22 protein-coding genes, 1 tRNA gene and 3 pseudogenes are annotated in these 26,944 nt (G+C 69.4%); 16 read left to right on the plus strand and 10 right to left on the minus strand.

Going from position 1 to position 26,944, the window contains the following annotated elements:
• Positions 1-125 precede the first annotated feature (125 nt).
• Entirely contained in the window at positions 126-800 is a 675-nt protein-coding gene (locus QFZ76_RS34170) for a DUF2637 domain-containing protein (RefSeq protein WP_307677296.1), read from the plus strand.
• 167 nt (positions 801-967) lie between these two features.
• On the opposite strand, the gene QFZ76_RS34175 is transcribed toward QFZ76_RS34170, so the two are convergent.
• On the minus strand, positions 968-1,468 hold the full coding sequence (locus QFZ76_RS34175; RefSeq protein WP_307677297.1) for a hypothetical protein: 501 nt from the start codon (positions 1,466-1,468) through the stop codon (positions 968-970).
• Between the two features lie 388 nt (positions 1,469-1,856).
• Between QFZ76_RS34175 and QFZ76_RS34180 the strand changes: the two genes are divergently transcribed.
• Positions 1,857-3,839 (plus strand): amino acid transporter, encoded by a 1,983-nt coding sequence (locus tag QFZ76_RS34180; protein WP_373464552.1) that lies wholly within the window; start codon positions 1,857-1,859, stop codon positions 3,837-3,839.
• Positions 3,840-4,514: 675 nt separating this feature from the next.
• Here QFZ76_RS34180 and QFZ76_RS34185 read toward each other — a convergent pair.
• The gene (locus QFZ76_RS34185) at positions 4,515-5,294 is read right to left on the minus strand and encodes a MerR family transcriptional regulator (RefSeq protein WP_307677299.1); all 780 of its coding nucleotides are present in this window, start codon (positions 5,292-5,294) and stop codon (positions 4,515-4,517) included.
• A gap of 6 nt (positions 5,295-5,300) precedes the next feature.
• On the opposite strand from QFZ76_RS34185, the gene QFZ76_RS34190 reads away from it, so the two are divergent.
• Positions 5,301-5,588: a hypothetical protein gene (locus QFZ76_RS34190; protein ID WP_307677300.1), complete on the plus strand. Its 288-nt coding sequence runs from the start codon at positions 5,301-5,303 to the stop codon at positions 5,586-5,588.
• Positions 5,589-5,945: 357 nt separating this feature from the next.
• Here the strand turns inward: QFZ76_RS34190 and QFZ76_RS34195 are convergent, their stop codons facing one another.
• Both QFZ76_RS34195 and QFZ76_RS34200 read right to left on the minus strand, forming a co-directional pair.
• Positions 5,946-6,194, minus strand: coding sequence for a hypothetical protein (locus tag QFZ76_RS34195; protein ID WP_307677301.1), 249 nt, complete (start codon positions 6,192-6,194; stop codon positions 5,946-5,948).
• Positions 6,194-6,481: a hypothetical protein gene (locus QFZ76_RS34200; protein ID WP_307677302.1), complete on the minus strand. Its 288-nt coding sequence runs from the start codon at positions 6,479-6,481 to the stop codon at positions 6,194-6,196. Before QFZ76_RS34200 ends, QFZ76_RS34195 begins: the two co-directional genes overlap by 1 nt.
• A 36-nt stretch (positions 6,482-6,517) precedes the next feature.
• Between QFZ76_RS34200 and QFZ76_RS34205 the strand changes: the two are divergent.
• From QFZ76_RS34205 to QFZ76_RS51890, 8 genes and pseudogenes are all read left to right on the plus strand, one after another.
• Positions 6,518-7,368: pseudogene (locus QFZ76_RS34205) on the plus strand (amino acid permease); the annotation flags it as partial.
• A gap of 293 nt (positions 7,369-7,661) precedes the next feature.
• Positions 7,662-7,751, plus strand: a complete 90-nt coding sequence (gene kdpF / locus QFZ76_RS34210; RefSeq protein ID WP_307677303.1) for a K(+)-transporting ATPase subunit F — start codon at positions 7,662-7,664, stop codon at positions 7,749-7,751.
• A gap of 8 nt (positions 7,752-7,759) precedes the next feature.
• A complete protein-coding gene (gene kdpA, locus QFZ76_RS34215) occupies positions 7,760-9,424 on the plus strand; it encodes a potassium-transporting ATPase subunit KdpA (RefSeq protein ID WP_307677304.1) in 1,665 nt (554 codons plus the stop codon).
• Positions 9,421-11,553 (plus strand): potassium-transporting ATPase subunit KdpB, encoded by a 2,133-nt coding sequence (gene kdpB / locus QFZ76_RS34220; protein WP_307677305.1) that lies wholly within the window; start codon positions 9,421-9,423, stop codon positions 11,551-11,553. The genes kdpA and kdpB overlap by 4 nt, the downstream gene beginning before the upstream one ends.
• Positions 11,554-11,558: 5 nt before the next feature.
• Positions 11,559-12,227, plus strand: coding sequence for a potassium-transporting ATPase subunit C (locus tag QFZ76_RS34225; protein WP_307677306.1), 669 nt, complete (start codon positions 11,559-11,561; stop codon positions 12,225-12,227).
• A gap of 124 nt (positions 12,228-12,351) precedes the next feature.
• Positions 12,352-13,035, plus strand: a complete 684-nt coding sequence (locus tag QFZ76_RS34230; RefSeq protein ID WP_307677307.1) for a response regulator — start codon at positions 12,352-12,354, stop codon at positions 13,033-13,035.
• 52 nt (positions 13,036-13,087) lie between these two features.
• Positions 13,088-15,633, plus strand: a pseudogene (locus QFZ76_RS34235) (ATP-binding protein).
• Between the two features lie 161 nt (positions 15,634-15,794).
• Positions 15,795-16,097 (plus strand): annotated as a pseudogene (locus tag QFZ76_RS51890) (Tn3 family transposase); the annotation flags it as partial.
• Positions 16,098-16,364: 267 nt separating this feature from the next.
• On the opposite strand, the gene QFZ76_RS34240 reads toward QFZ76_RS51890, so the two are convergent.
• The 5 genes from QFZ76_RS34240 to QFZ76_RS34260 all read right to left on the minus strand — a co-directional run bounded on the left by QFZ76_RS34240 (position 16,365) and on the right by QFZ76_RS34260 (position 20,768).
• A complete protein-coding gene (locus tag QFZ76_RS34240; protein WP_307677308.1) occupies positions 16,365-17,156 on the minus strand; it encodes an ABC transporter permease in 792 nt (263 codons plus the stop codon).
• Positions 17,153-18,148 (minus strand): ATP-binding cassette domain-containing protein, encoded by a 996-nt coding sequence (locus tag QFZ76_RS34245; RefSeq protein ID WP_307677309.1) that lies wholly within the window; start codon positions 18,146-18,148, stop codon positions 17,153-17,155. Before QFZ76_RS34245 ends, QFZ76_RS34240 begins: the two co-directional genes overlap by 4 nt.
• Positions 18,149-18,224: 76 nt before the next feature.
• Complete coding sequence (locus QFZ76_RS34250) at positions 18,225-19,067, minus strand: DUF4097 family beta strand repeat-containing protein (RefSeq protein ID WP_307677310.1); 843 nt, start codon at positions 19,065-19,067, stop codon at positions 18,225-18,227.
• A gap of 88 nt (positions 19,068-19,155) precedes the next feature.
• A complete protein-coding gene (locus QFZ76_RS34255) occupies positions 19,156-19,674 on the minus strand; it encodes a toxin-antitoxin system HicB family antitoxin (RefSeq protein WP_307677311.1) in 519 nt (172 codons plus the stop codon).
• A 434-nt stretch (positions 19,675-20,108) separates the two neighbouring features.
• Positions 20,109-20,768 carry a DUF1707 domain-containing protein gene (locus QFZ76_RS34260; protein ID WP_307677312.1) on the minus strand — a complete coding sequence of 220 codons (660 nt, stop codon included), beginning with the start codon at positions 20,766-20,768 and terminating at the stop codon, positions 20,109-20,111.
• A 1,068-nt stretch (positions 20,769-21,836) separates the two neighbouring features.
• On the opposite strand from QFZ76_RS34260, the gene QFZ76_RS34265 reads away from it, so the two are divergent.
• Positions 21,837-22,202, plus strand: a complete 366-nt coding sequence (locus tag QFZ76_RS34265; RefSeq protein WP_307677313.1) for a hypothetical protein — start codon at positions 21,837-21,839, stop codon at positions 22,200-22,202.
• A complete protein-coding gene (locus QFZ76_RS34270; RefSeq protein WP_307677314.1) occupies positions 22,145-23,176 on the plus strand; it encodes a recombinase family protein in 1,032 nt (343 codons plus the stop codon). Before QFZ76_RS34265 ends, QFZ76_RS34270 begins: the two co-directional genes overlap by 58 nt.
• Before the next feature lie 362 nt (positions 23,177-23,538).
• Here QFZ76_RS34270 and QFZ76_RS34275 read toward each other — a convergent pair.
• Positions 23,539-23,613, minus strand: a tRNA-Arg gene (locus QFZ76_RS34275).
• 156 nt (positions 23,614-23,769) lie between these two features.
• Here QFZ76_RS34275 and QFZ76_RS34280 point away from each other — a divergent pair.
• The 3 genes from QFZ76_RS34280 to lysA all read left to right on the plus strand — a co-directional run bounded on the left by QFZ76_RS34280 (position 23,770) and on the right by lysA (position 26,849).
• On the plus strand, positions 23,770-24,285 hold the full coding sequence (locus QFZ76_RS34280) for a response regulator (protein WP_307677315.1): 516 nt from the start codon (positions 23,770-23,772) through the stop codon (positions 24,283-24,285).
• A 100-nt stretch (positions 24,286-24,385) separates the two neighbouring features.
• Positions 24,386-25,432 (plus strand): ArgS-related anticodon-binding protein NrtL, encoded by a 1,047-nt coding sequence (nrtL, locus tag QFZ76_RS34285; protein WP_307677316.1) that lies wholly within the window; start codon positions 24,386-24,388, stop codon positions 25,430-25,432.
• Positions 25,433-25,448: 16 nt separating this feature from the next.
• Positions 25,449-26,849 carry a diaminopimelate decarboxylase gene (gene lysA / locus QFZ76_RS34290; protein ID WP_307677317.1) on the plus strand — a complete coding sequence of 467 codons (1,401 nt, stop codon included), beginning with the start codon at positions 25,449-25,451 and terminating at the stop codon, positions 26,847-26,849.
• The last annotated feature ends 95 nt before the right edge of the window (positions 26,850-26,944 follow it).

Genomic DNA, 26,944 nt, shown 5'->3' on the forward strand with positions numbered 1-26,944 from the left:
CCTTGATCCGGAGTGCCCCCGGCGGGGCCACACGCAGATAGTTGCAGGGCTGACCAGCGGTTTCTTGTTGGGCGGCTGGTGGTGGAGGGGCGGTTTCGTCCTGCGGCGTGGGATGGGTCGGTGTGATGGGCGACTCGGACGTGGGGTTTGTCCCGGGCGAAGGCCCGCACCGGACGGCGAGGGGCGAGTCGCCTGATCTTGATGTCTGGCTGCGCTGTGGCTGTGCGCTGGTGGTCGCGGGGGTTGCGGCGTATGCCTCGTACGTCCATCAGCGGGATTTCGCCCTGCAGGGCGGTGCGGATGAGGTGAGTGCGTCCTTGTGGCCGCTGTCGGTTGACGGGTTGCTGCTGCTGGCGACGGTCGGCCTGCTCAAGCCGTCCGGGGGTGGTGGCCGTCGGGCGCGGTATGCCGTGTGGCTGGCTTTTTTGCTGGGGATCGTGGTGTCCCTGGCGGCGAATATTGCGGCCGCGCCGTCGCTGGCGTGGAAGCCGGTGCTGGTTGCCGGGTGGCCGCCGGTCGCGTTGCTGTTGTCGGTGGAGTTGTTGGCGCATCGGCCGGCGGGTCGGGTGAAGGTGGAACTCGGCGGTGGGGAGGACAGCGAGGGCGATGCCGACCGTGATGGGGCCCAGGGTGATCCGCTGCTGGAGCGTGCCCGGTGGTTGGATGCTCGGCATTGGGAACTGCATCAGCGCCCGGTCTCGGCCGAGTCGCTGCGGAAAGAGCTGCGGATCGGTGCTGACCGGTCGAGACAGTTGGTGGCCCTGGTGCGGGCGAGCCGTAACGGCGGCCTTCGAGGTTGAGTACCCGGCGTACAGCCCGACTTGTCTGCCAGCGAGGCTCTGACCTGGTCTTATACTTCCGCGACTGCCCGCCCTCGGCGGCCAGCCGCCTTCGGGAGTTGCAAACCCGTAGCTTTTCGGGCGTTTTCCGCCCGCCGGCCCGCGCGGCACACCGCCCGGCGGAACGGTCAGGCGGCGTGGCAGAGCACCGCGGGGCCGGCCGGGGCCGCGGCGCGGGCCACGGTCGCGGGCACGGGACGGGCGGTGCGGACGGTGGCCGCGGTCTGCGGGCGGTTCCGCGCGAAGACGACGAGGCGCAGCATCGCGAACCGCGCGACACCGGCGAGTGCGGAGGCGGACAGGTAGACGACCTGCTCGAGCACCGCACCGGGCGCCGCCACCAGCTGCTGCAGGACAAGCATCGCCACGCAGGTCACCGCGTAGGCGGCCGCCGCGGACCCGGCCGACTGCGCATGCTGGCGCCATGTCGCGCGCTCGCCCGCGCCGAAGGTGAAGCGTGCGTGCAGCTCGGTGGCGAGGAGCGTGGAGACCAGGTTGATCAGGGCGTTGGCCAGGACCCAGGGAATCCAGGAGGCGAGGGCCGCCACGGCGAAGCCGGAGGCGAGCCCCACCCCGCCGCCGCATAGCACGGCCTTGCGGGAAGCCGCCGCGCAGGCCGCTTCTCGCATCGCCGGAGCCGACAAGGCGTTTGAGGACGCACGCACACGCTTGGAGGAAGTCCTGAAGCAGGCCGCCGGAATCCGGTCGTCGCTCCCGGTGGGTCTCGCGACGCCGCCGGATGCGATCAGGACCCTCAGCAGTCGCGCGACCCACCGGACGCGCCTATCCGCGCCGCTGTGCTGCGGCGGCGTGCCGTGACCCGGGCCGGGCAGGTGAGGCTGGAGGGTGAGAGCGGGGGTTGGGGAACAAGGTGAGGGCGCGCACGGTCGACGGTGTGTGGCCCCCGGTGGGTCGGCGCTGTCGAGAGGTCCGCATACTCGGTGATCGTTGCGGTGCCGTGCGTGCGGTGACTGCTTTGACCGGTGCACTGGGCAGGCAGGAAGGCTGATGGGGGATATGAAGGACGCGAACGAACTTGCCGTGCCGGAAGTGGTGGACAGTCCCGCTCTTCGGGAGCAGCCGAGCGGCAGTCTGGCGCGGTGGTTGCTGCGCCACCGGGTGCAGCCGGTCGGGCCGGCGGCGGGTGAGGGGCATACCGAGCCGCATGCCTGGTGGAAGGTGATGTGCCTGACGGGCGTGGACTACTTCTCCAGCCTGGCCTATGTGCCGGCGATCGCGGCGCTTGCGGCCGGGGCGGTGTCGCCGTTGGCGACGTTGCTGATCGTGGCGTTGACGCTGGTGGGGATGCTGCCGATGTATCGGCGGGTGGCTCGGGAGAGTCCGCACGGCGCCGGGTCGGTGGCGATGCTGGAGGATCTGCTGCCGTTTTGGCGGGGCAAGCTGTTCGTGCTGGTCCTGCTCGGCTTTGTGGCCACGTCGTGGATCATCACGATCACCTTGTCCGCGGCGGACGCCTCCGTCCACATGGTGGAAAACCCCTACCTGCCCCATGCCCTGCACGGTCATGAGGTCGCCATCACGGTGGCGTTGTTGCTGGTGCTCGGAGGGGTGTTCCTGCTCGGGTTCAGCGAAGCGGTCACTGTGGCCATCCCGCTGGTCGCGGTCTTCCTGGTCCTCAACGCCGTGGTTATCGCCGTTGGGCTGGTGGATGTGTTCACCACGCCGGGGGCGTGGTCGGCGTGGACGGACGCGCTTGGCGAGGGCGGAGGCGGGTTCGGCGATCTGGCGGGGCCGGCGCTGGTGGCGTTTCCGCTGCTGGTGCTGGGGCTGTCCGGCTTCGAGACCGGGGTGAGCATGATGCCGCTGGTGTCCGCCGACGGCGCCGATCCCGAGCAGCGGCTGCGCTCGCGGATCCGCAACACCCGCAGGCTGCTGACCACCGCCGCGCTCATCATGAGCGTCTACCTGCTGTCCGCGAGCTTCGTGACCACCGTCCTCATCCCGCACAAGGAGTTCGAGCCCGGTGGCGGGGCCAATGGCCGGGCCCTGGCCTGGCTGGCGCACGAGAACGTCGGGGAGGCGTTCGGGACCGTCTACGACGTCAGCACCATCTTGATCCTTTGGTTCGCGGGCGCCTCCGCGATGGCGGGGCTGGTCAACATCGTCCCGCGATACCTGCCCGATTACGGCATGGCCCCGGAGTGGGGACGCGCGGTACGCCCCGTCGTGATCGTCTACACCGTCCTCTGTGTCCTCATCACCATTGCGTTCGACGCCGACGTCGACGCCCAGGCCGGCGCCTACGCCACCGGCATCCTGGCCATGATGGTCTCCGGCGCCTTCGCGGTCACCGTCTCGGTCGTACGCCGCCGCCGGCGCGCGACCGCCACAGGCTTCGCACTGCTCGCCGCGGTCCTGCTCTACGCCCTGGTGGCCAACATCGTCGACAAGCCCGACGGCATCGCCATCTCCGGCATGTTCATCTCCGGCATCATCGCCGTGTCGCTGATCTCCCGGGTCTCGCGCACCACCGAACTGCGCGCCGACCGCATCGTCTTCGACCCGGCCGCCCGCCGGTTCATCACCGACACCCTCGCCCACGACAACTCCATCAACATCATCGCCAACCGGCGTGAGGCCGGCGACGGCGCCGAGTACTCCGGCAAGGAGCGCGAGCAGCGCGGCAGCAACCCGGTGCCCGCCCCGGCCGATGTGCTGTTCGTGGAAATCGACGTGGTCGACCCGTCCGACTTCAGCGAAGTCCTCGCGGTACGCGGCGTCGAGGTCGACGGCTACCGCATCCTGCGCGCCGAGGCACCGGCCGCACCGAACGCGATCGCTGCGATCCTGCTCGCCCTGCGCGACGCCACCGGCGTGCAGCCGCACTGCTACTTCGCGTGGGCCGAAGGCAGCCCCTTGATGCACATGTTCCGCTACTTCCTGCTCGGCCGAGGCGACACCGCTCCGGTCACCCGCGAGATCATCCGCAGCAACGAACCCGACCCCGACCGCCGCCCCGGCATCCACGTCGGCGGCTGACCCCGCGCCCCGTCCGGCGAGGACGACGAAGGCGCGGGCGAGGCCGCGAGGGCCGCGAGCTGGGCGTGCCGCCGATGTGGGCCACCGACTGGGCCCGCGCCGTACGCACGCGGTCGGTGGGGGCCATCGGTGTGCTCCTGACGTGCGGCTCGGCGCGCGGATCCGGCCATCACGCGGACGGCGGGGGTCAGCGTATGCATCCAGTGATCCACAGGCCCAGGGTGGTGCGCACGCTGAGAGGAACGTCTCCGCCGGTCCTTGCCGCCCATTGTCGCCATCGGGAGCGGGTTGGGCAGGTCGAGATGACGAGAGCAGGAAGCGGATGCGAAGTCACAGGTCGTACGACGTCTCGCGGACCGTCGTATGCGAAGGTGACGCGGACGAGGAGCAGACGCGCCTATGGCGGCGCGGGCTGCCAGGTGAGGGAGCCTTCTGTGCGGCTGCTGTCAGGGTTCGGTCCGTAGGTGCCGCCCAGCCGAGACTGCTGGGCCCGCGTCCGCGGCTGGCCGAATTCGCTGAAGCGTGCGGGTCAGCGTTCGGCGCCCCGCTTGAAGGTCGAACGGGCCCACCGGTAGCCGATCAGCCCCGAGCCGGCGCACCAGGCGAGAGCCGTCCACGCGTCGTTTGCTGATCCATTCCGCACGCAGTCTGGACCGTGCGTCCGGACACGTCGAGTCACGCGTCCCGTTGTGCCCGAATGAGCGTGTCGAGTCGCTGCCATGCCGGGGATGAGGCGTTGACCGTGCCCTGGATGAGGGCGGGGATCGCGGAGGCCGCATCCAGCTCGGGCGGTTCGTCGGGTCCGTAGCGGTCCCGGGTCGCCTCGGTGATCCGGCGGGCGAGGTCGTCGATGCGGGGATCGTCGGCGTCGAGATCGTGCGCGTGGTCGTAGTCGAGGAAGAGCTGCCGTAGCGCTGGGTCGGCCAGGGTCTCGGCCTGGTCGTGAAACAGGGTGATCGCGCGGTCCGGGTAGGTGGCGAACACGAGGATCCACAGGTCGCGTTGGAGGTCCACCCAACGAGGGGTGAATCCCCAGCGGGCCAGGTCCTCCAGATGGGCACCGACCTCGGTGGGCAGCGGCGCCAGCTGCCCGGCGGCGAGCCGGCGCAGGCGCCCCTGAGTTGCCCGCAGGCCACGGATGCGGGCGGTGAGCTCGTCGTCGATCTCGCGCAGCGCCTCCTGGAACTCCTCGTCGGTCGCGGATCTCAGGCCCCGGATACGGGCCAGGGGGACGCCGGCTTCGGCAAGCGTGCGGATCTTGATCAGGGCGATGGCGTCGTCCGCGCCGTATCGCCGGTAGCCGGACGCATCGCGGTCGGGCTCGGGGAGCAGGCCTTTGGCGTGGTAGACGCGGATGGTCTTGACCGACACTCCGACGTACCTTGCCAGTTGCCCGATGGTGATCACCCGGCCATCGTCCCACTTGACCCTTCCCCTGGGGCAGGGTTGCAGCATGGCGTCATGGCGAACACGAGTATCGATCGGGAGACTCTGCGCGAGCTGGCCGATGAGGGCAACGAGACCGCTTTGGACCGGCTGGCCGACCTCGCCGACGCGGCCGGCGACCTCGGGGAGCTAAGCGAGCTGTTGGACGAGGGATCCATGCACGCCGGGTTCCTGCTCACGCGACGCGCGGTGGCGGCCGGCGACCTGCGCGAGCTGCAACGGATCTCCGACGCCGGGTACGATGAGGCCGGAAGGGAGCTGGACCGGCTGTTGAAGGCACCAGCCGACGGGCAGCGGGACTGAGGATCCGAGCGGCCTTGCCGTGGGGTTCCAGGCCGTGGCCATCGGGTTCGGCTCGCCGCTGGCGTGCTCGGGCCAGAGTGTTCGGCATGGCCGAACCGGTGCGCGTGGGCGATAGGGCCGGCGCCTGCTGCGGATCATCCGCCGCGGCACCGGTTGGGTGGTCAGCGGGCGCTCAGATGGTGCTGCTGCCCGCCCAGGGCATGGTGGTGGCGAGCATCGCCGGGCTACGTTCACTGAGCGACGGCCGGTCCGCGACGCCACTGATGCGGTGTTCATCGCACACGCCCCCTGCGTGAACTTGGTGGCCGCCACGAGGGCGAGCACGAGGCCGGTGACCGCGCAGATGAGCGGCTGCTCTCACTCCAGACCGGAAACCTTGAACACCGTCAACGCCGTCTCCCGGTCGATCCGCTGCGACAGCCGCAGCAGCGTGATCGTCCCGCACGTCAGTGATCCGCTGTTGGCGGAGACGCGCGCGTCCTCGTTGAGGCGGTGCCACAGCGGTGGGTTGGCGATCAGAACGCGGGGGTCGATTTCGAGCCGCCCGCCGAACGTGTCGCGCAGTACGAGCCGCTGTCCGACACCGTTCAGGCACTGGACGGACATCAGGTGGTCGGTGTGGATCCGCCGCTCCCGCAGCAGCCCGCGCGAGCCACCCGAGGCGGGAACAGCACCAGGAAGAACAGGACGGCGAGGGCGGCCCAGAGCGCGCCGCGCCAGAGTGTGAAGCTGCCGGCGACCCAGTCGATCACCAGCAGGAGGCTGAGGAGAACGGCTGAGCAGTGGCTCGAGCTGCGTAGGTCCGCGGCCCAAAGGTGGTCGTATGCCGCTTCGGAGGGCTGGTGCGCGAGAGTGCTGACCGTGTCGTCTCGCGCATCGTCGGGGTGTCTCATGGCGCTGACGCTAGGCACCGAGACGGCCGACGCCGGTTGAAGCTGCTGGCCCGCGACAACTACCTGCCGCACGTGTTCGCACTGAAGGCCGACCGCCAGGTCCACCGCCACGGCGTCCTCGCGCTGGCGGCCGTATCGGCCGGGCTGCTGGTCTTTTCCGGCGGCAACACGAACACCCTTGTTCCGCTGTTCGCCATCGGCGTCTTCGTCGGCTTCACCATCGCCCAGGTCGGCATGGTCCGGCACTGGCGCGGCGAGCGAGGGAAGGGATGGCACGGCAAGACGGTGCTGAACGGCCTGGGCGCGGTCCTCACGGGGTGTCGGCCGGCGTGGTCACAGTGACCAAGTTCGAGGAGGGGGCCTGGGTGCTCGTCATCGCCCTGCCGCTGCTGGTCGCCGCATTCGAGGCGGTGCACCGGGCGTACACGCGAATCGGCGAGCGGCTCGGCCTGGGCCGTATCCCGGAACCGCCGCACCGAGACCGATCCGTTGTGATCGTCCCGGTGTCCAATCTGTCCCTGCTGACCTGCGAAGCCCTGAACGCCGCCACCTCGCTCGGCGACGAGGTGCACGCGGTCACCGTCTGTCATCCGGACGCCGAGGACCGGGCACAGACCGCCACAATGGAACGGGACTGGGCCCAGTGGAATCCAGGCGTGCCGCTGGTCCGAATCGCCTCCGAGCACCGCGCCCTCGGCCGCCCGATCGCCGCGTACGTACGAGGGATCGCCGGCCCCGGCACCCGCGTCACGGTCCTGATCCCCGAGGCCGAGCCCGACCGACTATGGCAGCGGATGCTACAGAACCAGCGGGGCGCGGTCGTCGCGCATGCCGTACGCCGGGACACGGACGCGGTGATCTGCCGGCTGCGGTTCCGCACCTCCTGACCGCTGTGCCCGAACGGCCCGCACCTCACCGGTGTGGGCCGTCGGCGTTCCCTGGGAGGAGCTGGTCCGGCACCCGCGGGGGACTCCGGCGTATGGGTTCCGTCAAAAGCGAACGGGCCGCCGTATGGGAGGCGTCAACGGTGGTCGAATCCGGGCGACGAGGCGCTTTCCTCTAATCGTCCGTTCGATCCGAACCTCATCTAGGAGCTCGCGATGGCCGACCTGGCCTTCGTCGTCACCACGATCGCGGTCTTCGCGCTGATGGCTCTCGTCGCCAAGGGGGTGACGAAGCTGTGAGTGCCGAGAACATTGTCGGCCTGATCGTGGCCGTCGCCCTGCTGGGCTATCTCATCCTCGCCCTTGTCTTCCCGGAGAGGTTCTGAGCACCCCTATGAGCCCCGTCCTCGCCGGTGTGCTCCAGTTGCTCGCGCTGATCGCGGCGCTGGCGCTGGCATACCGTCCGCTCGGCGACTACATGGCCCGGGTCTACTCCTCCGACGAGCACCTGCGAGTCGAGAAGTGGATCTACAAGGGCATCGGCGCCAACCCGAACACCGAGATGCGCTGGCCCGCCTATCTGCGCGGTGTCCTCGCCTTCTCCGCGGTGAGTGTTCTCTTCCTGTACCTGCTGCAGCGCGTGCAGGGCAGGCTGCCCGGCTCGCTCGGCTTCTCCTCGATCGACCCGGACCAGGCGTTCAACACCGCCGCCTCCTTCGTGTCGAACACCAACTGGCAGTCGTACTACGGCGAACAGGCCATGGGCCACGTCGTGCAGACCGGCGGCCTGGCGGTACAGAACTTCCTCTCCGCGGCCGTCGGCATCGCCGTCGCGGTGGCGCTCGTCCGCGGCTTCGCCCGGTCCCGCACCGGTGAGCTCGGCAACTTCTGGGCCGACATGGTGCGTGGTGTCATACGCATCCTGCTGCCGCTCTCCGTGATCGCCGCGATGGTGCTCGTTGCCTGCGGTGCCATCCAGAACTTCTCCGGGATTCACTCCGTGGGTCAGTTCATGGGCGGCTCGCAGCAGTGGAACGGCGGCGCGGTCGCCTCTCAGGAGGCCATCAAGGAGCTGGGCACCAACGGCGGCGGGTACTTCAACGCCAACAGCGCCCACCCCTTCGAGAACCCCAACGCGTTCTCCAACCTCTTCGAGATCTTCCTGATCCTGCTGATCCCGTTCGCGCTGACGCGGACCTTCGGCCGGATGGTCGGCTCGCTGCGGCAGGGTTACGCGATCCTCGCGACGATGGCGACCATCTGGGTCGGGTTCATCTGTCTGATGTGGTGGACCGAGTTCGCCCATCACGGCCCGGCGTTCGAGATCGCGGGCGGGGCGATGGAGGGCAAGGAGACCCGGTTCGGCATCGGCGCCTCGTCGATCTTCTCGATCTCCACGACGCTGACCTCGACCGGTGCGGTGGACTCCTTCCACTCGTCCAACACAGGCCTTGGCGGCGGGCTGAATCTGCTGGGCATGCAGCTCGGCGAGATCGCGCCCGGCGGTGTCGGCTCCGGCCTCTACGGGATGCTGATCATGGCGATCATCGCGGTGTTCATCGCCGGCCTGATGGTCGGCCGCACGCCCGAGTACCTGGGCAAGAAGATCGGCACGAGCCAGATCAAGTTCGCGGCCTGCTACATCCTCATCACCCCTGCGCTGGTGCTCATCTTCACCGCCGCGGCGATGGCGCTGCCGACTCCGGGCCACTCGATGACCAACTCGGGCGCGCATGGTTTCTCCGAGATCCTGTACGCGTACACCTCGGGCGCCAACAACAACGGCTCGGCCTTCGCCGGTCTGAACGCGGACACGCAGTGGTTCAACACCACGATCGGCATCGTGATGCTGCTCGGGCGTTTCCTGCCGATGGTGTTCGTGCTGGCGCTGGCCGGCTCGCTGGCCGAGCAGAAGCCGGTGCCGGCCACCGCGGGCACGCTGCGCACCGAGAAGCCGCTGTTCACCGGGCTGTTGGTGGGCGCGATCCTGATCATCACGGGTCTGACCTACTTCCCGGCGCTGGCGCTGGGACCGCTGGCCGAGGGGCTGGCGTCATGACCACCGACGTAACGAATCAAGAGGACTCGATGTCCACCCCGACTCCGACGCTCGCTCCCCACCAGGACGCACCGACCGGCCACAAGACCGGCGAAGGCCGGGTCGGCGCGGGCCTCTTCGACCCCAAGCAGCTGCTCAGGTCGCTGCCGGACGCTCTCCGCAAGACCGACCCGCGGGTGATGGTCAAGTCACCCGTCATGTTCGTGGTGTTGGTCGGGTCCGTACTGACGACGGTGTTCTCGTTCAAGGACCCGGGCGACTGGTTCGGCTGGGCCATCAGCGCCTGGCTCTGGCTCACCGTGATCTTCGCCAACCTGGCGGAGGCGGTGGCCGAGGGCCGCGGCAAGGCCCAGGCGGACACCCTGCGCAAGGCCAAGACGGACACAGTGGCCCGGCGGCTCATGGACGGCCGTGAGGAGCAGGTGCCCGGCACCGAGCTGCGCGTCGGTGACCTCGTCGTCTGCGAGGCGGGCGACATCATCCCCGGCGACGGTGACGTCGTCGAGGGCGTGGCGTCCGTGGACGAGTCGGCGATCACCGGTGAGTCGGCCCCGGTCATCCGGGAGTCCGGCGGCGACCGCTCGGCCGTCACCGGCGGTACGAAGGTCCTCTCCGACCGCATCGTCATCAAGATCACGACGAAGCCCGGCGAGACCTTCATCGACCGGATGATCAACCTGGTCGAGGGCGCGGCACGGCAGAAGACGCCCAACGAGATCGCGCTGAACATCCTGCTGGCCTCGCTGACGATCGTCTTCTTGCTCGCGGTGGCCACGCTGCCGCCGTTCGCGGACTACGCGGGCACGCACCTGACCATGGTGGTGCTGGTGGCGCTCCTGGTCTGTCTGATACCGACCACGATCGGCGCGCTGCTCTCCGCGATCGGTATCGCGGGCATGGACCGGCTGGTGCAGCGCAACGTCCTGGCCATGTCGGGCAGGGCGGTCGAGGCTGCCGGCGACGTGTCGACGCTGCTGCTCGACAAGACCGGCACCATTACGCTCGGCAACCGGCAGGCCGCCGAGTTCGTGCCGGTACGTGGCACGGCCGAGGCCGAGCTGGCGGACGCCGCGCAGCTCTCCTCGCTGGCCGACGAGACGCCCGAGGGCCGCTCCATCGTCGTACTGGCGAAGGAGAAGTACGGGCTGCGCGAACGTCACCAGGGCGAGCTGGCGCAGGCCGAGTGGATCGCCTTCACCGCCCAGACCCGGATGTCGGGCGTGGACGTCGACGGGCGCAAGATCCGCAAGGGCGCGGCCGGTTCGGTCATCACATGGGTGAAGGAGCAGGGCGGAACGGTCGCCGAGGACGCCGATGTCCTCGCCAACCGGATCTCCGAGGCGGGCGGTACGCCGCTGCTGGTCGCCGTGGAGGACGACAAGGGCGCCCGGGTCCTCGGGGTGATCCACCTCAAGGACGTCGTCAAGGAGGGCATGCGCGAGCGGTTCGACGAACTGCGCCGGATGGGCATCAAGACCGTCATGATCACGGGCGACAACCCGCTGACGGCCAAGGCGATCGCGGACGAGGCGGGCGTCGACGACTTCCTCGCGGAGGCCACTCCCGAGGACAAGATGGCCCTCATCAAGCGCGAGCAGGCAGGCGGCAAGCTCGTCGCGATGACCGGCGACGGCACGAACGACGCACCCGCGCTCGCGCAGGCCGACGTCGGCGTGGCGATGAACACGGGGACGTCGGCCGCCAAGGAGGCCGGCAACATGGTCGACCTCGACTCCAACCCCACCAAGCTCATCGAGATCGTCGAAATCGGCAAGCAACTCCTCATCACCCGGGGCGCGCTCACCACCTTCTCCATCGCCAACGACGTCGCGAAGTACTTCGCGATCATCCCGGCACTGTTCGCGGCGGTCTACCCGGGCCTGGACAAGCTCAACATCATGAACCTGTCCTCGCCCGACTCCGCGATCCTCTCCGCGGTCATCTTCAACGCGCTGATCATCATCGCGCTGGTCCCGCTCGCCCTGCGGGGCGTGCAGTACCGCCCGGTCAGCGCGGACAAGATGCTCCGCCGCAACCTCGGGATCTACGGCTTGGGCGGGCTGATCGCCCCCTTCATCGGCATCAAGATCATCGACCTGCTCATCTCTCTCATCCCCGGGATCGGCTGACCGTCATGAACAACTCGGTTACGAACACTGCCCGGTTGCTCTGGGCCGGCCTGCGCGCCCTTCTCGTGCTGACCGTGGTGACGGGCATCCTCTACCCGCTGGCCATCACGGGTGTCGCCCAGGGGCTCTTCCCCGGCAAGGCGAACGGCTCGGAGATCAAGGCGGACGGCAAGGTCGTGGGCTCCTCTCTCATCGGCCAGGCGTACAACCTGCCGCTGAAGCAGGGCCAGGAGACCCCGGAGCCCGACCTGAAGTGGTTCCAGGGGCGTCCGCAGAACGGTCTGGGCACCAACAGCGCCAACACCCAGTACAAGCTGATCCTGTCCGGCGCCACGAACCGTTCCGGTGACAACGCCGAACTGATCAGGTGGGTCAAGGACGCCAAGGCGGCGGTCATCAAGGACAACTCGACGGCCGACTACAAGGTCAAGGCGTCCGACGTACCTGCCGACGCGGTCACCTCCTCGGGTTCCGGCCTGGACCCGGACATCTCCCCGGAGTACGCCGACATCCAGGTCCACCGGATCGCGGAGACGAACGGGCTGTCCGTCGCCCAGGTCCAGAAGCTCGTGGACGAGCACACGGACGGTCGCGTCCTCGGCTTCATGGGCGAGCCCACCGTCAACGTCCTCGAACTCAACATCGCGCTCAAGGAACTCGTGGCGAAGAGCTGATGGGCTTACGCGCACCACGCGGGAGTTGGCGGGCCTGGAGGCATTCCCGATCCGTCAACTGCCGTGGCCATGACATGGGTTACGCATCCTCTGGCTCTCCGTGCAACAGGAAAGGCGCACACCGATGACCCGGGTACTGGTCGTAGAGGACGACCCCCAGCTCGTACGGGCGCTCGTGATCAACATGCAGGCACGGCAGTACGGCGTCGACGCGGCCCCCGACGGCGCCACCGCGCTCCGGCTCGCCGCCGCCCGCCAGCCCGACGTGGTCCTCCTCGATCTGGGGCTGCCGGACATGGACGGCACGGACGTCATCAAGGCCCTGCGCGGCTGGACCAAGGTCCCGATCCTGGTGCTGTCCGCCCGCCAGGCCTCCGACGAGAAGGTCGCCGCGCTCAACGCGGGCGCCGACGACTACATCACCAAACCGTTCAGCATGGACGAACTCCTGGCCCGGCTGCGCGCCGCGGTCCGCCGCACCGAGCCCGTGCCGCTCACTCCCGAGACGACGCTGGTCACCACGGAGGACTTCACCATCGATCTGCTGGCCAAGAAGGCCATCCGTGCCGGACGCGATGTGCGCCTCACCCCCACCGAGTGGCATCTGCTGGAAATCCTGGTCTGCAACCCCGGCCGGCTCATCACGCAGAAGCACCTGCTGCAGGAGGTGTGGGGTGCTTCCCAGAGCAACAAGACCAACTATCTGCGTGTGTACATGGCCCAGCTGCGGCGCAAGCTGGAGGCGGACCCGGCCCACCCCCGCTACCTGATCACCGAGCCGGGTATGGGCTACCGCTTCGAGAGTTGACCCGCTCTCGACCGTTCTGACCGCATACGTACTACGACGTAGAGACGAGACCATGGGACGCGGCAAGTTCCGGATATACCTCGGCGCGGCACCGGGCGTCGGCAAGACGTACGCGATGCTGTCCGAGGCGCACCGCCGTGTCGAGCGGGGCACCGACTGTGTGGTCGCCTTCCTGGAACACCACAACCGGCCCCGCACCGAGGTCATGCTCCACGGCCTGGAGCAGATCCCCCGCAAGGAGCTGGAGTACCGGGGGAGCGTCTTCTCCGAGATGGATGTCGACGCGGTCCTGGCCCGGCACCCCCAGGTGGCTCTCGTCGATGAACTCGCCCACACCAACATCCCCGGCTCCCGCAACGCCAAGCGCTGGCAGGACGTCGAGGAGCTGCTCGCGGCCGGGATCGACGTCGTCTCGACGGTCAACATCCAGCATCTGGAGTCGCTGGCGGATACCGTCGAGTCGATCACCGGGGTGCGGCAGCAGGAGACTGTCCCAGACGAGGTCGTCCGGCGGGCGGACCAGATCGAGCTGGTCGACATGTCGCCGCAGGCGCTGCGCCGGCGGATGGCGCACGGCAACATCTACAAGGCCGACAAGGTCGACGCGGCCCTGTCCAACTACTTCCGCCCGGGCAATCTGACCGCGCTGCGGGAGCTGGCGCTGCTCTGGGTGGCCGACCGGGTCGACGCGTATCTGACCGAGTACCGCAGCGAACACCGGGTGTCGAAGATCTGGGGCTCGCGTGAGCGGATCGTGGTCGGTTTGACCGGTGGCCCCGAGGGCCGCACGCTGATCCGCCGTGCCGCCCGGCTCGCCGAGAAGGGCGCGGGTGGCGAGGTGCTGGCCGTCTACATCGCCCGCAGCGACGGACTGACCAACGCCTCGCCCAAGGAGCTGGCCGTCCAGCGCACCTTGGTGGAGGACCTGGGCGGCACCTTCCACCACGTCATCGGCGACGACGTCTCGTCGGCTCTGCTGGACTTCGCGCGGGGGGTGAACGCCACCCAGATAGTCCTCGGCGTCTCGCGGCGCAGGGGATGGCAGTACGTCTTCGGGCCCGGTGTCGGCGCCACGGTCGCCCGCGGGAGTCGGGCCCCGACCTCGACGTCCACCTGATCACCCACGACGAGGCCGGCAAGGGCCGCGGGCTGCCGGTTGCGCGAGGTGCGCGGCTCGGCCGTGCGCGGATCATCTGGGGCTGGCTGGCCGGGGTGGTCGGCCCGACGCTGCTCACGCTGCTGCTGACCAACGTCGACGCCGAGCTCGGTCTCGCCAACGACATGCTGCTGTTCCTGACGCTGACCGTGGCGGCGGCCCTGCTCGGCGGCCTGCTCCCGGCGCTGGCCTCGGCGGCCTTCGGGTCGTTTCTGCTGAACTACTACTTCACCCCGCCCCTGCATCGCCTCACCATCGCCGATCCCAAGAACATCGTCGCCCTCGTGGTCTTCTTCGCCGTGGCGGTGTCGGTGGCCTCCGTGGTGGACCTGGCCGCCCGTCGTACGCACCAGGCGGCCCGGCTGCGCGCCGAGTCGGAGATCCTCTCCTTCCTGGCGGGCAGCGTGCTGCGCGGCGAGACCAGCCTGGAGGCCCTGCTGGAGCGGATGCGGGAGACCTTCGGTATGGAGTCGGTCGCCCTGCTGGAGCGGGAGAGCGACGTGGATCCGTGGACGTGCGCGGGCAGCGTGGGCCCACAGCCCTGCCAGTACCCCGAGGACGCGGACGTGGACATGCCGGTGGGCGACCATATGGCGCTCGCGCTGTCCGGCCGGGTGCTGCCTGCCTCGGACCGCCGGATCCTCGCCGCGTTCGCCGCCCAGGCCGCCGTGGTCCTGGACCGCCAGCGCCTGCAGTCCGAGGCCGACCAGGCCAAGGAACTCGCCGAGGGCAACCGCATCCGCACCGCCCTGCTCGCCGCCGTCAGCCACGACCTGCGCACCCCGCTCGCCGGGATCAAAGCCGCCGTCTCCTCCCTGCGTTCGGACGACGTGGCCTGGTCCGAGGAGGACCAGGCCGAACTGCTGGAGGCCATCGAGGAGGGCGCCGACCGACTCGACCACCTGGTGGGCAACCTGCTCGACATGTCCCGCCTCCAGACCGGCACGGTCACCCCGCTGATCCGCGAGATCGACGTCGACGAGGTGGTGCCCATGGCCCTGGGCGGCGTACCCGAGGACAGCGTGGAGCTGGACATCCCGGAGACCTTGCCCATGGTCGCCGTCGACCCGGGCCTGCTGGAACGGTCGGTGGCCAACCTGGTCGAGAACGCCGTCAAATACAGCCCCGCCGACGAGCGCGTCCTGGTGGCTGCCAGCGCCATGGCCGACCGGGTGGAGGTGCGGGTGGTGGACCGCGGCCCGGGCGTCCCGGACGAGGCCAAGGACCGCATCTTCGAGCCGTTCCAACGCTACGGCGATGCACCGCGCGGCGCCGGCGTGGGCCTCGGCCTCGCGGTCGCCCGCGGCTTCGCCGAAGCCATGGGCGGCACCCTCAACGCCGAGGACACCCCCGGCGGAGGCCTCACCATGGTCCTCACCGTCCCGGCCGCGTCCAACCGCCGACCGCTCCCCTCCGGCCTTCCGGCGACCGCCACCTCATAGCGACGCCAACATCCCGCCAGTACAGGCCAGTACAGGCCAGTACGGCGTTGGAGTCCCTCCGGGCCGTCGTGCCCGAGTGGAAGCGGGTATGGCCCCGATTTCACGTGTGGTCGGCGGGAGAGCGCTCCACTCCGTCGGCGGAGGCCGATCGGCACTCCAGCATGCTGCGAGTGGCCGGCTCCCTGGTCACCAACCAGCTCCGCGGCTATGACCTGATGCGGATGTTGGGCCGCGAGGGGCACCTGACGCCGCTGGGGCAGGCGTTCGCCGAGTACGGGCGCACCGCCAGGACCCTGCACCTGCTTGCCGTCGTCGACCCCGTGGACGACACCTTCCGGCGGCAGATGAGCAACCGGCTCACTGACCAGGAGTCTCCCCACAACCTCGCCCGCGACATCTGCCACGGCAAGAAGGGCACCATCCACCAGGCATACCGGCAGGGGATGGAGGACCAGCTCGGCTCGGACCAGCTGGGCGGTCAGCTTCCCGCCTGGGAGGCTGGTGTGCTGGCGTCCGGCGATGCCTCCGTCATACGGATGATCGCGCTGGCCGAACGGCTGCGGGTGCTGCGAGGGTTCCAGCCGACGATGTCGGCGGACCGCGCCCGGAAGGCGGTCGTGGCCGCCGGGAACGCTGCCGGGGTGGCGTACGCCGACGCGGTGTCGGTGTACGCCGCCCTCGGACGGGACGAGCTGCGGGAGGTGCCCGCGCAGTCGTCTCGGCTACTTCGGCTACTTCGGGTCGCGGTGGAAAACCGCCTTCGACCAGTAGTAGCCGAGCACGGTCAGACCCAGGCACCAGACGATCGCGATCCACCCGTTGTGGCCGATCTCGGTGCCGAGCAGCAGGCCGCGCAGGGTCTCGATGGCCGGCGTGAACGGCTGGTACTCGGCGACCGGCTGGAACCAGCCCGGCATCGCGTCGATCGGGACGAAGGCGCTCGAGATGAGCGGCAGGACGATCAGCGGCAGCGCGTTGTTGCCGGCCGCCTCGGCGTTCGGGCTGACCAGGCCCATCCCGACCGCCATCCAGGTGAGCGCGAGGGCGACCAGCGCCATCAGCCCGAACGCCGCCAGCCACTCCAGGGCCGTGGCGTTGGTGGACCGGAAGCCGATGGCCACCGCGACGGCGCCGACGAGGACCACGCTGGCGATCGCCTGCAGCACGCTGCCGATGACGTGCCCGACGAGCACCGAGCCGCGGTGGATCGCCATGGTGCGGAAGCGGGCGATGATGCCTTCGGTCATGTCCATGGAAACGGACACCGCGGTCCCGACCACGGTGCCGCCGATGGTCATCATCAGGATGCCCGGCACGAGGTAGGCGATGTACTCGGAGCGGTCGGCGCCGCCGCCACCGATGCCCGCGCTCATCACGTCACCGAAGATGTAGACGAAGAGCAGCAGCAGGACGACCGGCGTCAGCAGCAGGTTCAGGGTGAGGGACGGGTAGCGCCGCGCGTGCAGGAGGTTGCGGCGCAGCATCGTGTTCGAGTCCCGGACGGCGAGGGAGAGGGCGCTCATCGGACGTTCTCCTTGGGCTGGTTCGGCTGGGTGGGGACGTCGGCTGGGCCGGTCAGGGCGAAGAACACGTCGTCGAGGTCGGGGGTGTGCACGGTCAGCTCGTCGGCCTCGATGCCGACGGAGTCCAGCCAGTCGAGGATGGAACGCAGCTCGCGCTGGCTGCCGCCGCTGGGGATCTGCAGCGCCAGCGCCTCGTCGTCCCTGGTGACCTCGCGCAGAGCGGAGGCGGCCGACTGGTACGCCGCCGGGTCGGCGAAGCGCAGCCGGACGTGCCCGCCGGGGATCAGCCGCTTGAGCTCCTCGGCGGAGCCCTGCGCGGCGATCTTGCCGTCGTTGAGCACCGCGATGCGGTCGGCGAGTTCGTCGGCCTCCTCCAGGTACTGGGTGGTGAGGAAGACGGTCACCCCGTCGGAGACGAGCTCGCGGATGATGCCCCACATGTTGTGCCGGGAGCGCGGGTCGAGGCCGGTGGTGGGCTCGTCGAGGAAGATGATCCGCGGGCCTCCGACCAGGGTCATGGCGAGGTCCAGGCGGCGCTTCATGCCGCCGGAGTAGCTGGAGGCGGGCTTCTTCGCGGCCTCCACCAGGTCGAAACGGTCCAGGAGTTCGGCGGCGGTGCGGCGCCCCTCAGGCTTGGACAGGTGGTGCAGGTCCGCCATGAGGAGCATGTTCTCCTCGCCGGTGATCAGGCCGTCGACGGCGGAGAACTGCCCGGTGACGCCGATCGCGGCGCGCACCGCCTGCGGGTCGGTGGCCAGGTCGTGGCCGCCGACGTGCAGGTCGCCGGCGTCGGCGGTGATGAGGGTGGAGAGGATCTTGACGGCCGTGGTCTTGCCGGCGCCGTTCGGGCCGAGCAGCGCGAACACGGACCCGGCCGGGATACGCAGATCGATGCCGTCGAGGACGGTCTTGTCGCCGTACGACTTGCGCAGACCGACGGCGGAGACGGCTGCCGGGGACAGCTGACCGCCACCCTGCCTGGTCGTGGGCATGACAGATGAAGGCATGGAGCCCTCCCATTCGAAGAGTGAAGTGACTGGGGTGAGGGGCGAGTTGCGGGGCCGGTGCTCAGGCTTTGGCGCGAAGGACGTCGATGTTGCCCCAGTTGGTCCGTGCGCGGACCTTGACGGTGTCCTCGGTCTGCTCCGGGGCCTCGGACGCGGCGAGCGCGTTTCGTACCTGCCCGCGGTTGGAGCTGACGTCGAGCCAGGCGGCGGTACCTTCGCGGATGCCGACCTCGATGGAGCCGTTGGAGGTCTCCAACTGGACGGTGCCGCGAGCGACTTCGGCGACGCGAAGGAGGCCGTTGGTGGTGGTGCCGGTGACCGACGCCTCGGCGCGTGCAATGTCGATGGCACCGTTGGCGCCGTTCACCCGCAGATCGCCGGTCACGGCGCCGACGGTCGTGGCACCGTGCGAGTTCTTAAAGACGGCGGGGCCGTCGACGAGGCCGACGCGCACGTCGCCGGTGCTGCTGATGATCTCAGCCATGCCCTCGACCCGGTCGACGATGGTCGAACCATGCGACACCTTCAGTTGCAGCGGGCCGGTGGCTTCGAGGCGGACGTCGCCGGCCGAGGTCTTCACGCGGACCTCGCCGAGCCGTCCCTCGCCGAGCACCCTGGCCGCGGCGCCGGTCACGTCGATGTTCGAGCCCGTGGGCAGTTCCACCGCCACGTCGACGGTGCCGCCACGCCCGAGCAGATTGGCCTTGGGCGTGGTGACGGTCAGGATGCCGCTCGCGAAGGCGACCTCGGTCTGATCGGCTGTCCGTACGTCCAGGTCCTTCTGCGGGTCGCGGGGCCGCACCTCTACGACGGTATCGAGGCGGTCGCCCGCGGTGAACTGGATGGAACCGGCGTACACGTAGGCGGTGACCGAAATCGGTTCGGGAGTGTTGAAAGAAGGCATGGCTGTCCCGTCCTCTTGAGTCTTTGGGGCGTCCCCGCTGGTGGGACGTGGTGCGGGTGAAGTGGTGCGGGTGTGGGCGGAGGAGCGGCTAGCGCACCCAGCCCGTGATGCTCCGTCCGACGGTCTGGGCCTTCTCCGTCGTACGCGGCCGGGTAGCGCCGTCGACCGCGGCCGACACGGTGCGCACCAGCCACGCGTTGACCGACAGGCCCTCGCGGGCCGCGGCCTCCTCGGCGCGCGCCTTGAGATGGGCCGGTAGACGCAGGTTGACGCGGGCGGTGCCGCCCTCGTCCCCGTCGGCCGGGGCCGGGGTATTGAGCGGTTCGACGGGCGCAGCCTGCTCCGCGAGGGCGCCGCCGTAGGTGGGCGGCGGTGTCACCACGAAGTCGGGGTCGAGCCCGCGCAGCCGTACGTCGACCGAGCCGGGGGCGAGTTCGCGGGTGATCTCGTCCATCGCGGCGGAGAGCACATTGAGCATGGTCAGCCGGGTCGCCGACTCCAGGGGAGCGGTGAGCCTCTCGGCCAGCTCGCGGGCTTCGTCGCCACCGGCTTCGGCGGCCACCGCGAGTTCGCGGCGGAGGGTGTCGACATACGGGGTGAGGTCCATAACGCCATCATGGCACCATCATGGCGCCATTCGCAAGCCTGGGTGGCGCCTTGTGTGGGGCGAGGTTGAGAGTGGCCGTCTGAACTGCGAAAACAGGAAGGGATGACCTGAGTCATTGTGGCGCCATGCGTGCTCATGTCCACTGTGGAGGGCGGGATAGCGCCGAGTGGTGCCCCATGGTGCTGAGTGGCGCCACCCAGCGCCATGGGGTGAGTTGGTAACAGCAGATGCTGATCCGGGCCTTGTCACGGAAGTGCGGCGTCCACCGTCGGCTCGCTCGAACCGAGTCCTACAGGCTCGCCCGCGGCAACGCCAACCAGCCCAAGCAGTCGTGACCAGGCTCACTTCGGCAGCTGCCGCACCCGCAATAACCGAACGTCGCCCAGTTCAGGAGACCTCAGCGACCGCCCCGCCGATAGTTCACAACGATGGAGTCAAGCGCCTGCGGAAAGGGACGGGAGCCTGCGCAGCAGCCACTGCCCGACCGTCCGACGCGAGGGCCGCACCACCATGCGGCCGTGGGCCTTCTGACCGACCAGCTCCACGCGCAGAGTGACCGGCCTATCAGGATTCGTCGGAGTCTGACGGTACTTGACCCTGCTGTGTACCAGCTGCAGACCATCAGTATCGACCACGATGCCCGGCCTCGTGACCAGCGTCAGGGTCTTCCCCGTCATCGCCACGTCGATCCGCAGGAGGTCGTGCGTGATCACTGCCTCAGTGAAGTCAAGCGTCACCCCGCAGTACGTCACCGCAAGCTCCAGCCTCCGCGGTACCACCCAGCGCCCCACGCGCTCGACCGCGCCGCTGTGGACCTGTTCGATCCGAACTATGTCCTTGACCTCTGCTCCAGTCCCGCCGACCGTAGCCGATACGGGCGGCAGGTCAGCGGTGAGCGCGGTCAGTTCGCTCAGAGTCCGCGCCGACAGGGCGGCCTCCAGGCGCTCGTCCAACTCGTCCGCGGTCAGCAGGCCGTCCCCCGCCGCGATACGCAGCACATCCACCACCCGGTCCCGGTCGGCATGAGATGCTCGCAGCTCGGGCGAAGAGCCGGAGCTGGAGCGCTTCCCGGTGGGCGAAATCTCTCCCGACATGCTTCCGTCCTGATCCTGTCGAACGTCTCCGCGCGACGCAGGCAGCGGGCGCGAGTAGCAGACTAACGCTATATCGCGATATGGATCCCGGCTGGACCCCGTCGCGGAGAGGCGATGGGCAGTGGCGATTCGCGGCATGCGGCGTCCATCATGCCGAGGCCCGGCCGCGACAACAACCGCATCCCAGGGGCCAGTTCACACCGTTCCCCGGGGCCGCTAACCAACGTCAGGGCCAGAAGAGGAAGCGTCCCCCGAGTCTGCTCGTCCCAGCAGCCGAACTCTTCCCGATCTCGGCGATGAAACGCCGGGCCCCTGACGACTGTTCGACCATGACGGGATCAAGCGGGAGCGGATCACCGCGCCACCGATGACCAGCGTCACCCGTTTGGAGGGATTCCTCGCAGGTCGCACAGCCAAGAGTTGCAGTAGCCGGTAGTTCGTGTCGGCATCCGGTCGGTGCTGGGTGAGGGCGGTCTCGTTGAGCCCGGGAGTTTGGGCTGGTCGGCGGGGGAGGTGGCAGCGAGTGGGCAGCCCGAAGGCGATCCAGGCGTGGGCTGCGTTGCGGCGTACGGACGGAGCGGGATCGCCCTGCAGCCTTGGCGAGCCTTGGTCCGCTGCGGGTTCGAGCGTGGTTCTGGTGGCGTGGCTGGGGCGGACGTCGACCTTCGATCGGCAGGATCCGACGTTGTCGCTGCCCAGGCAGTTGCGGGTGTGCCGACGGGCTCTGCCGGAGGGTGCGGTCATCGCCGCTCACTTCCATGACGTGGAGTCGGGGCGCAGGGCTCTTGCCGACCGCGGCCGTGGTGTCGCCCATGAGCAGATGGAGATCCCTGTTCCGCGCGATGGCGGTATCGGGGCTCTGCTGCGGGAGGCGGGCCGGCCAGGGCGTCGGTTCGATGCGGTGATCCGTGAGTCGATTGATCGGATTGCGCGGCGCGCCCGTTTGGCGACGGAGTTCGAGTACCGGTTGGAGCAGGCGGGGTGGTGCTGTGGGCGGCGGATGAGCCGATCCGGGGAGCCAGCCGGGGCCGCAGGGGCCGGAGTGCCACGGAGGTGTTGATCCGCCGGGTGAAGCAGGGGGTGGTCGAGTGGTATGTCGCCGAGCTGTTGGAGAAGTCCTGGGCGGGCTTCGAGACGCATACCGAGCAGGGTTGCAACGTCGGCAAGCCCTGCTACGGCTACCGCGCCCGCAGAGTGCCCCACCCCGTGCCGGCGCGCCGGGCCAAGGGCATGAAGAAGACGCTGCTCAAGGCCCACCCGGTGGAAGGCCCTGTGGTGTCGAAGTGCTGTGCCTGGCGGGTGACGGAGGCGCTCAGCTACCGGCAGATCGCCGAGCGGCTGACACCGATCTGCTCACCCATCCACCGCCGGCACCGGTGGACGCCGCGAGGGCGGCGGGGCGCTGGACCACCTCCAGCGTCCGGGAGGTACTGACGAATCCGAGGTACACCGGGCACATGGTGTGGAACCGGCGGGCCCGCAAGGCCGCAGGCCGCAACCGCCTCAACCCGGCGTGGCAGTGGGTGTGGTCAACCCCCGTGCATCAGGCGCTGGTCGACCTGGAGACGTTCGTGCGCGCGCAGCAGATCGCCGAGGGCCGCCAGCGCTCGCGCCCCGTCCCTGGGCCGAACCGGCACCCACAGACCAAGCGCGTCTACCGGCTGCGCGGCTACGTCGTCTGCACCCTGTGCGGCCGCCGCATACACGGCAAGCCCAGCGGAGGGACCACCTACTACGTGTGCGCGCCCAAGGCGGAATACCGCCCCGAAGGACATCCGCCCAGCATCTGGATACGCGAGGACACACTCCTCGACCGGCTCGAGGACTTCCTGAGCGTCCACCTCTTCGGCGCGACACGGCGTCAACTGATAGAAGCCCACGAGGGAACGGTCGATGCGGAGCAGCAGCGGGAGCGGCGCCAGCGGCTGTCGTCCCTGCGGACAGCCGTCGCGGACTGTGCAGCCAGGAGCCGGCGCCTGGTCCGGAACCTGCAACTGCTGGAGCGGCCCCACCCGAGCCTCCTCCACGAGATCGCGGCACGCCCCACCGAGCTACGGGCGCAGCAGCAGGACCTCCAACAGCGGCTCATCACCGAGTTGAACACTGAGGCAGGCGAACACGAGCGGTACCGGGACGGAGCGCGCGTACCACTCAGCAAGGTTCCGGTGACAGCAGCCCAGCTGTCGCGTCTGCCGGACGAGATGTCCCGGCCGCTCTTCGAACCCCTACAACTGAGCGTTCGCTACGACGGCCGCACCGGCGATGCCGTGTGCGGGATCGTCCTTCCCTTCGCCGTCACGAACGACGAGTCATACGGGATCCCGCAGAGCGAGGCTCACGCCGTCCGCTGCGAAGTTGCCGTCCCTGACGGGGCGGATGCCGCAGCGCTGCAAGAGCGACAGCTGTAGGCGATGGTGAGGGTGCTGGCCTGGCTGGCGGACCGAGGGAGCGGCGGGACATAGGCGCGGTCACGACGAGAGGCCGCCGCGCACGAATCCGTCAGGGAGGAGCGTACTCCGTGACCAGCTCGTATGGCAGAGCGTGACGGAAGTGCTTGCTGCTGGCACCCCCCGTATGGTTCGAACCTGCGCATGCCGCCAAGCGGGTCCCTAAACCGCTGCGGCACGCCCCTCACCTGCGGCAATGTCACTTCCGGGCATGCCGCAGACGAGAGGTGATCTTCCTCAACGGCTGACTTTCTGCGCACCAGAGGTAGTCCCGCAGGCAGGGCCAATGTCGGCCCTGACCTGCGAGAACCCGGAATGTGATCTGGTGCCCCCGGCAGGATTCGAACCTGCGCACACGGCTCCGGAGGCCGTTGCTCTATCCCCTGAGCTACGGGGGCGTGTCGGTCGCGGTGTTCGCGGCGACGGGTAGAACCCTACCAGTTCTCTCGGGGTGTTCATGAACGGTTTCCCGGGGTCAGGGGCGGTCGGGAGCAGGCCGCAGGGAGGGGGCAGTGCGTCGTCGCGGGGGGAGAGGTACCCCGCACGGGGCGGAAGTGGGGAAAACCCGGACGCGGTGGCCGGTCCGGACCTACTCTCGAGTTGTGTCAGGCGCGTCGGGCCGGGTGCTTGTTGTGGACGACAACAAGGTCATCCGGCAGCTGATCAGGGTCAATCTCGAGCTGGAGGGCATCGAGGTCGTGACCGCGGCCGATGGTGCCGAGTGTCTGGATGTCGTTCATCAGGTGCAGCCCGATGTGGTCACCCTTGATGTCGTCATGCCTCGGTTGGACGGGCTGCGGACTGCCGCTCGGCTGCGTGCCGACGACCGGACCCGTGATCTTCCGCTCGCCATCGTCAGCGCCTGTACCCAGCACGAGGTCGAGGCCGGCCTCGACGTCGGCGTCGATGCCTTCCTCGCCAAGCCCTTTGAGCCCGCCGAACTTGTCCGCCTCGTACGGCAGTTGATCGAGCGCGAGCGGAGCGGAGTGCCCGGGGGAGTGGACGGGGTGGCCTTCGGGAGTGTCCTCGGGGGCGGGGAAGCCGAGCGGGCCGGCCGTACCGGCGGCTGAGCACCGACGTCGCGCGGTCAGCAGCGCCCCTCGTCCACATCGCGGACCCTCGCCCAAACCGACTCGCCTACCCACCCCCCTCCTCCCCTACGCTTGTCCCGTGACCCCCGTCGAGCTCTCCGGCACCGTGCTGCGCGCGGTGCGTCGTGCTGTCGACGAGGGGGAGCTGAGTGTCACCGTGCCGGGGCGGGCTGTCGTCACGCCTCCCGGGCCTGGTGGCTGTGGTGATTACGCCACCAACATCGCCCTCCAGCTGGCTCGCCCGGCCGGCCGGCCGCCCCTCCAGGTCGCCGAGGTGCTGCTGCCGTACCTCCTCGCCGCGGACGCCGTCACCGACGTTGTCGTCACGGGGCCCGGATTCCTCAACATCAGCTTGCGGAGCGGTTCGCCCGCGGCGCTTGTCGAGGAGATCCTGCGGCGCGGAAAGTGGTACGGCCATGTCCACGGGCCCGACGCGCAGCCGCTCGTACCGCTCCACGCCCCTCACGAGGTCCGCGCCGTCGTCGTCATGGACGCCACCGCCCGCATCCTCCGCTCGCACGGGGCCTTCGTCCGCACCAACTGTGAGGCCCCTCTCCAGCCCGAGTGGACCGACATCCTGGGCGTACGCGTCGACAGCCACGGCCCCTCCGCAACGCCGGGCGGCCTCTCCCTGCGACCCGTGCCGGCCGCCCCCGTCGACCCCCTCCCGCTCGGCCGCGACGCCGCCCGGTGGGCCCTCCTCCATCCCGCCCTCCACGACCGCCCCCGCCTCACCGACGACCACCTCGTCCAGCGTGAGAGCAACCCCCTCTTCCGCGTGCGGTACGCCCACGCCCGCACCCGGGCCCTCCGCCGCAACGCCGCCGATCTGGGCTTCGCCGCCGAGCCCGGAGACGTACCGGACGCGCGGGCACTGGAGAACGCCCTCGCCGACCACCTCCGCGTCCTCACCCAGGCCGCATCCCACCGCACCCCCGACCGTCTCGCCCGGCACCTCGTCACCGTCGCCGATGCCGTCGCCCCCCTCCTCCCCACCGTCCTCCCGCGCGGCGACGAGAAACCCTCGGCCGCCCACCGTGCCCGGCTCGCGCTCGCCGAAGCCGCCGGGGCGGTGCTGGCCGGTGGCCTGTCCCTGCTCGGCATCGACGCACCCCAACACCTCTGAGAGAGCCACCCGAGAAATGAGCCGTTCCGCACACCCCGCCGGGCCCCGTCACGCCGATGTCCTCCCCGAGGGGCGCTCCGTAGCAAGCGCAGCCCCGCCGGCCGACCTCAACACCCTCGACCCGAAGGTCTGGGCCCAGACGGTCACCCGCGACTCCCAGGGCGTCGTCACCGTCGGTGGCATCGACGTGAAGGCCCTTGCCGAAGAACACGGCACCCCCGCCTACATCGTCGACGAGACCGACTTCCGTGCCCGTGCCCGCGCCTGGCGCACCGCCTTCGGGCACGACGCCGACGTCTTCTACGCCGGCAAGGCCTTCCTCTCCCGCGCCATCGTGCGCTGGCTGCACGAGGAAGGGCTCAACCTGGATGTGTGCTCCGGTGGGGAACTCGCCACCGCCCTCTCCGCCGGCATGCCCGCCGACCGCATCGCCTTCCACGGCAACAACAAGTCCACCGAAGAGATCCACCGCGCGATCACCGCAGGCGTCGGCCGCATCGTCCTCGACTCCTTCCAGGAGATCGTCCGCGTCGCCCACATCGCCGAGTCCCTCGGCAAGCGGCAGCGCGTCCAGATCCGTATCACCGTCGGCGTCGAGGCCCACACCCACGAGTTCATCGCCACCGCCCACGAGGACCAGAAGTTCGGCATCCCGCTGGCCGGCGGCCAGGCCGCCGAGGCCGTACGCCGTGCCCTGAGGCTCGACGGGCTCGAGCTCATCGGGATTCACAGCCACATCGGGTCCCAGATCTTCGACATGTCAGGCTTCGAGGTCGCCGCCCACCGTGTCGTCGGACTGCTGAAGGACATCCGCGACGAGCACGGCGTCGAGCTCCCCGAGATCGACCTCGGTGGCGGCCTCGGTATCGCCTACACCAGCGACGACGACCCCCGCGAGCCCCACGAGATCGCCAAGGCGCTGACGGAGATCGTCAGCCGTGAGTGCGACTCCGCCAAGCTGCGCACCCCCCGCATCTCCGTCGAGCCGGGGCGCGCCATCGTCGGGCCGACCGCCTTCACGCTGTACGAGGTCGGCACCATCAAGCCCCTCGACGGGTTGCGGACGTACGTCTCCGTCGACGGCGGCATGTCCGACAACATCCGTACCGCGCTCTACGACGCCGAGTACAGCGTCGCTCTCGTGTCCCGCACATCCGATGCCGCGCCCATGCTCGCCCGCGTCGTCGGCAAGCACTGTGAGAGCGGCGACATCGTGGTGAAGGACGCGTTCCTGCCCGCCGACCTGGCACCGGGTGACCTGATCGCCGTACCGGCGACGGGCGCGTACTGCCGGTCCATGGCCAGCAACTACAACCATGTGCTGCGCCCGCCGGTCGTTGCGGTCAACGACGGAGCATCCCGTGTCATCGTCCGCCGCGAGACGGAGGAGGACCTCCTGCGCCTCGACGTCGGGTGAGGCCCTGAGAAAGGCCCCTCAAAAGGCCTCTCGAAAGTCCTCTGGAAAGACAGGGGAAACGGGGAGCGGAAGATCTCCTGTCTTCCGCCCCTGTA

This window comes from Streptomyces sp. V4I2 (assembly GCF_030817655.1).
In the GTDB taxonomy this organism is placed as follows: domain Bacteria; phylum Actinomycetota; class Actinomycetes; order Streptomycetales; family Streptomycetaceae; genus Streptomyces; species Streptomyces plumbiresistens.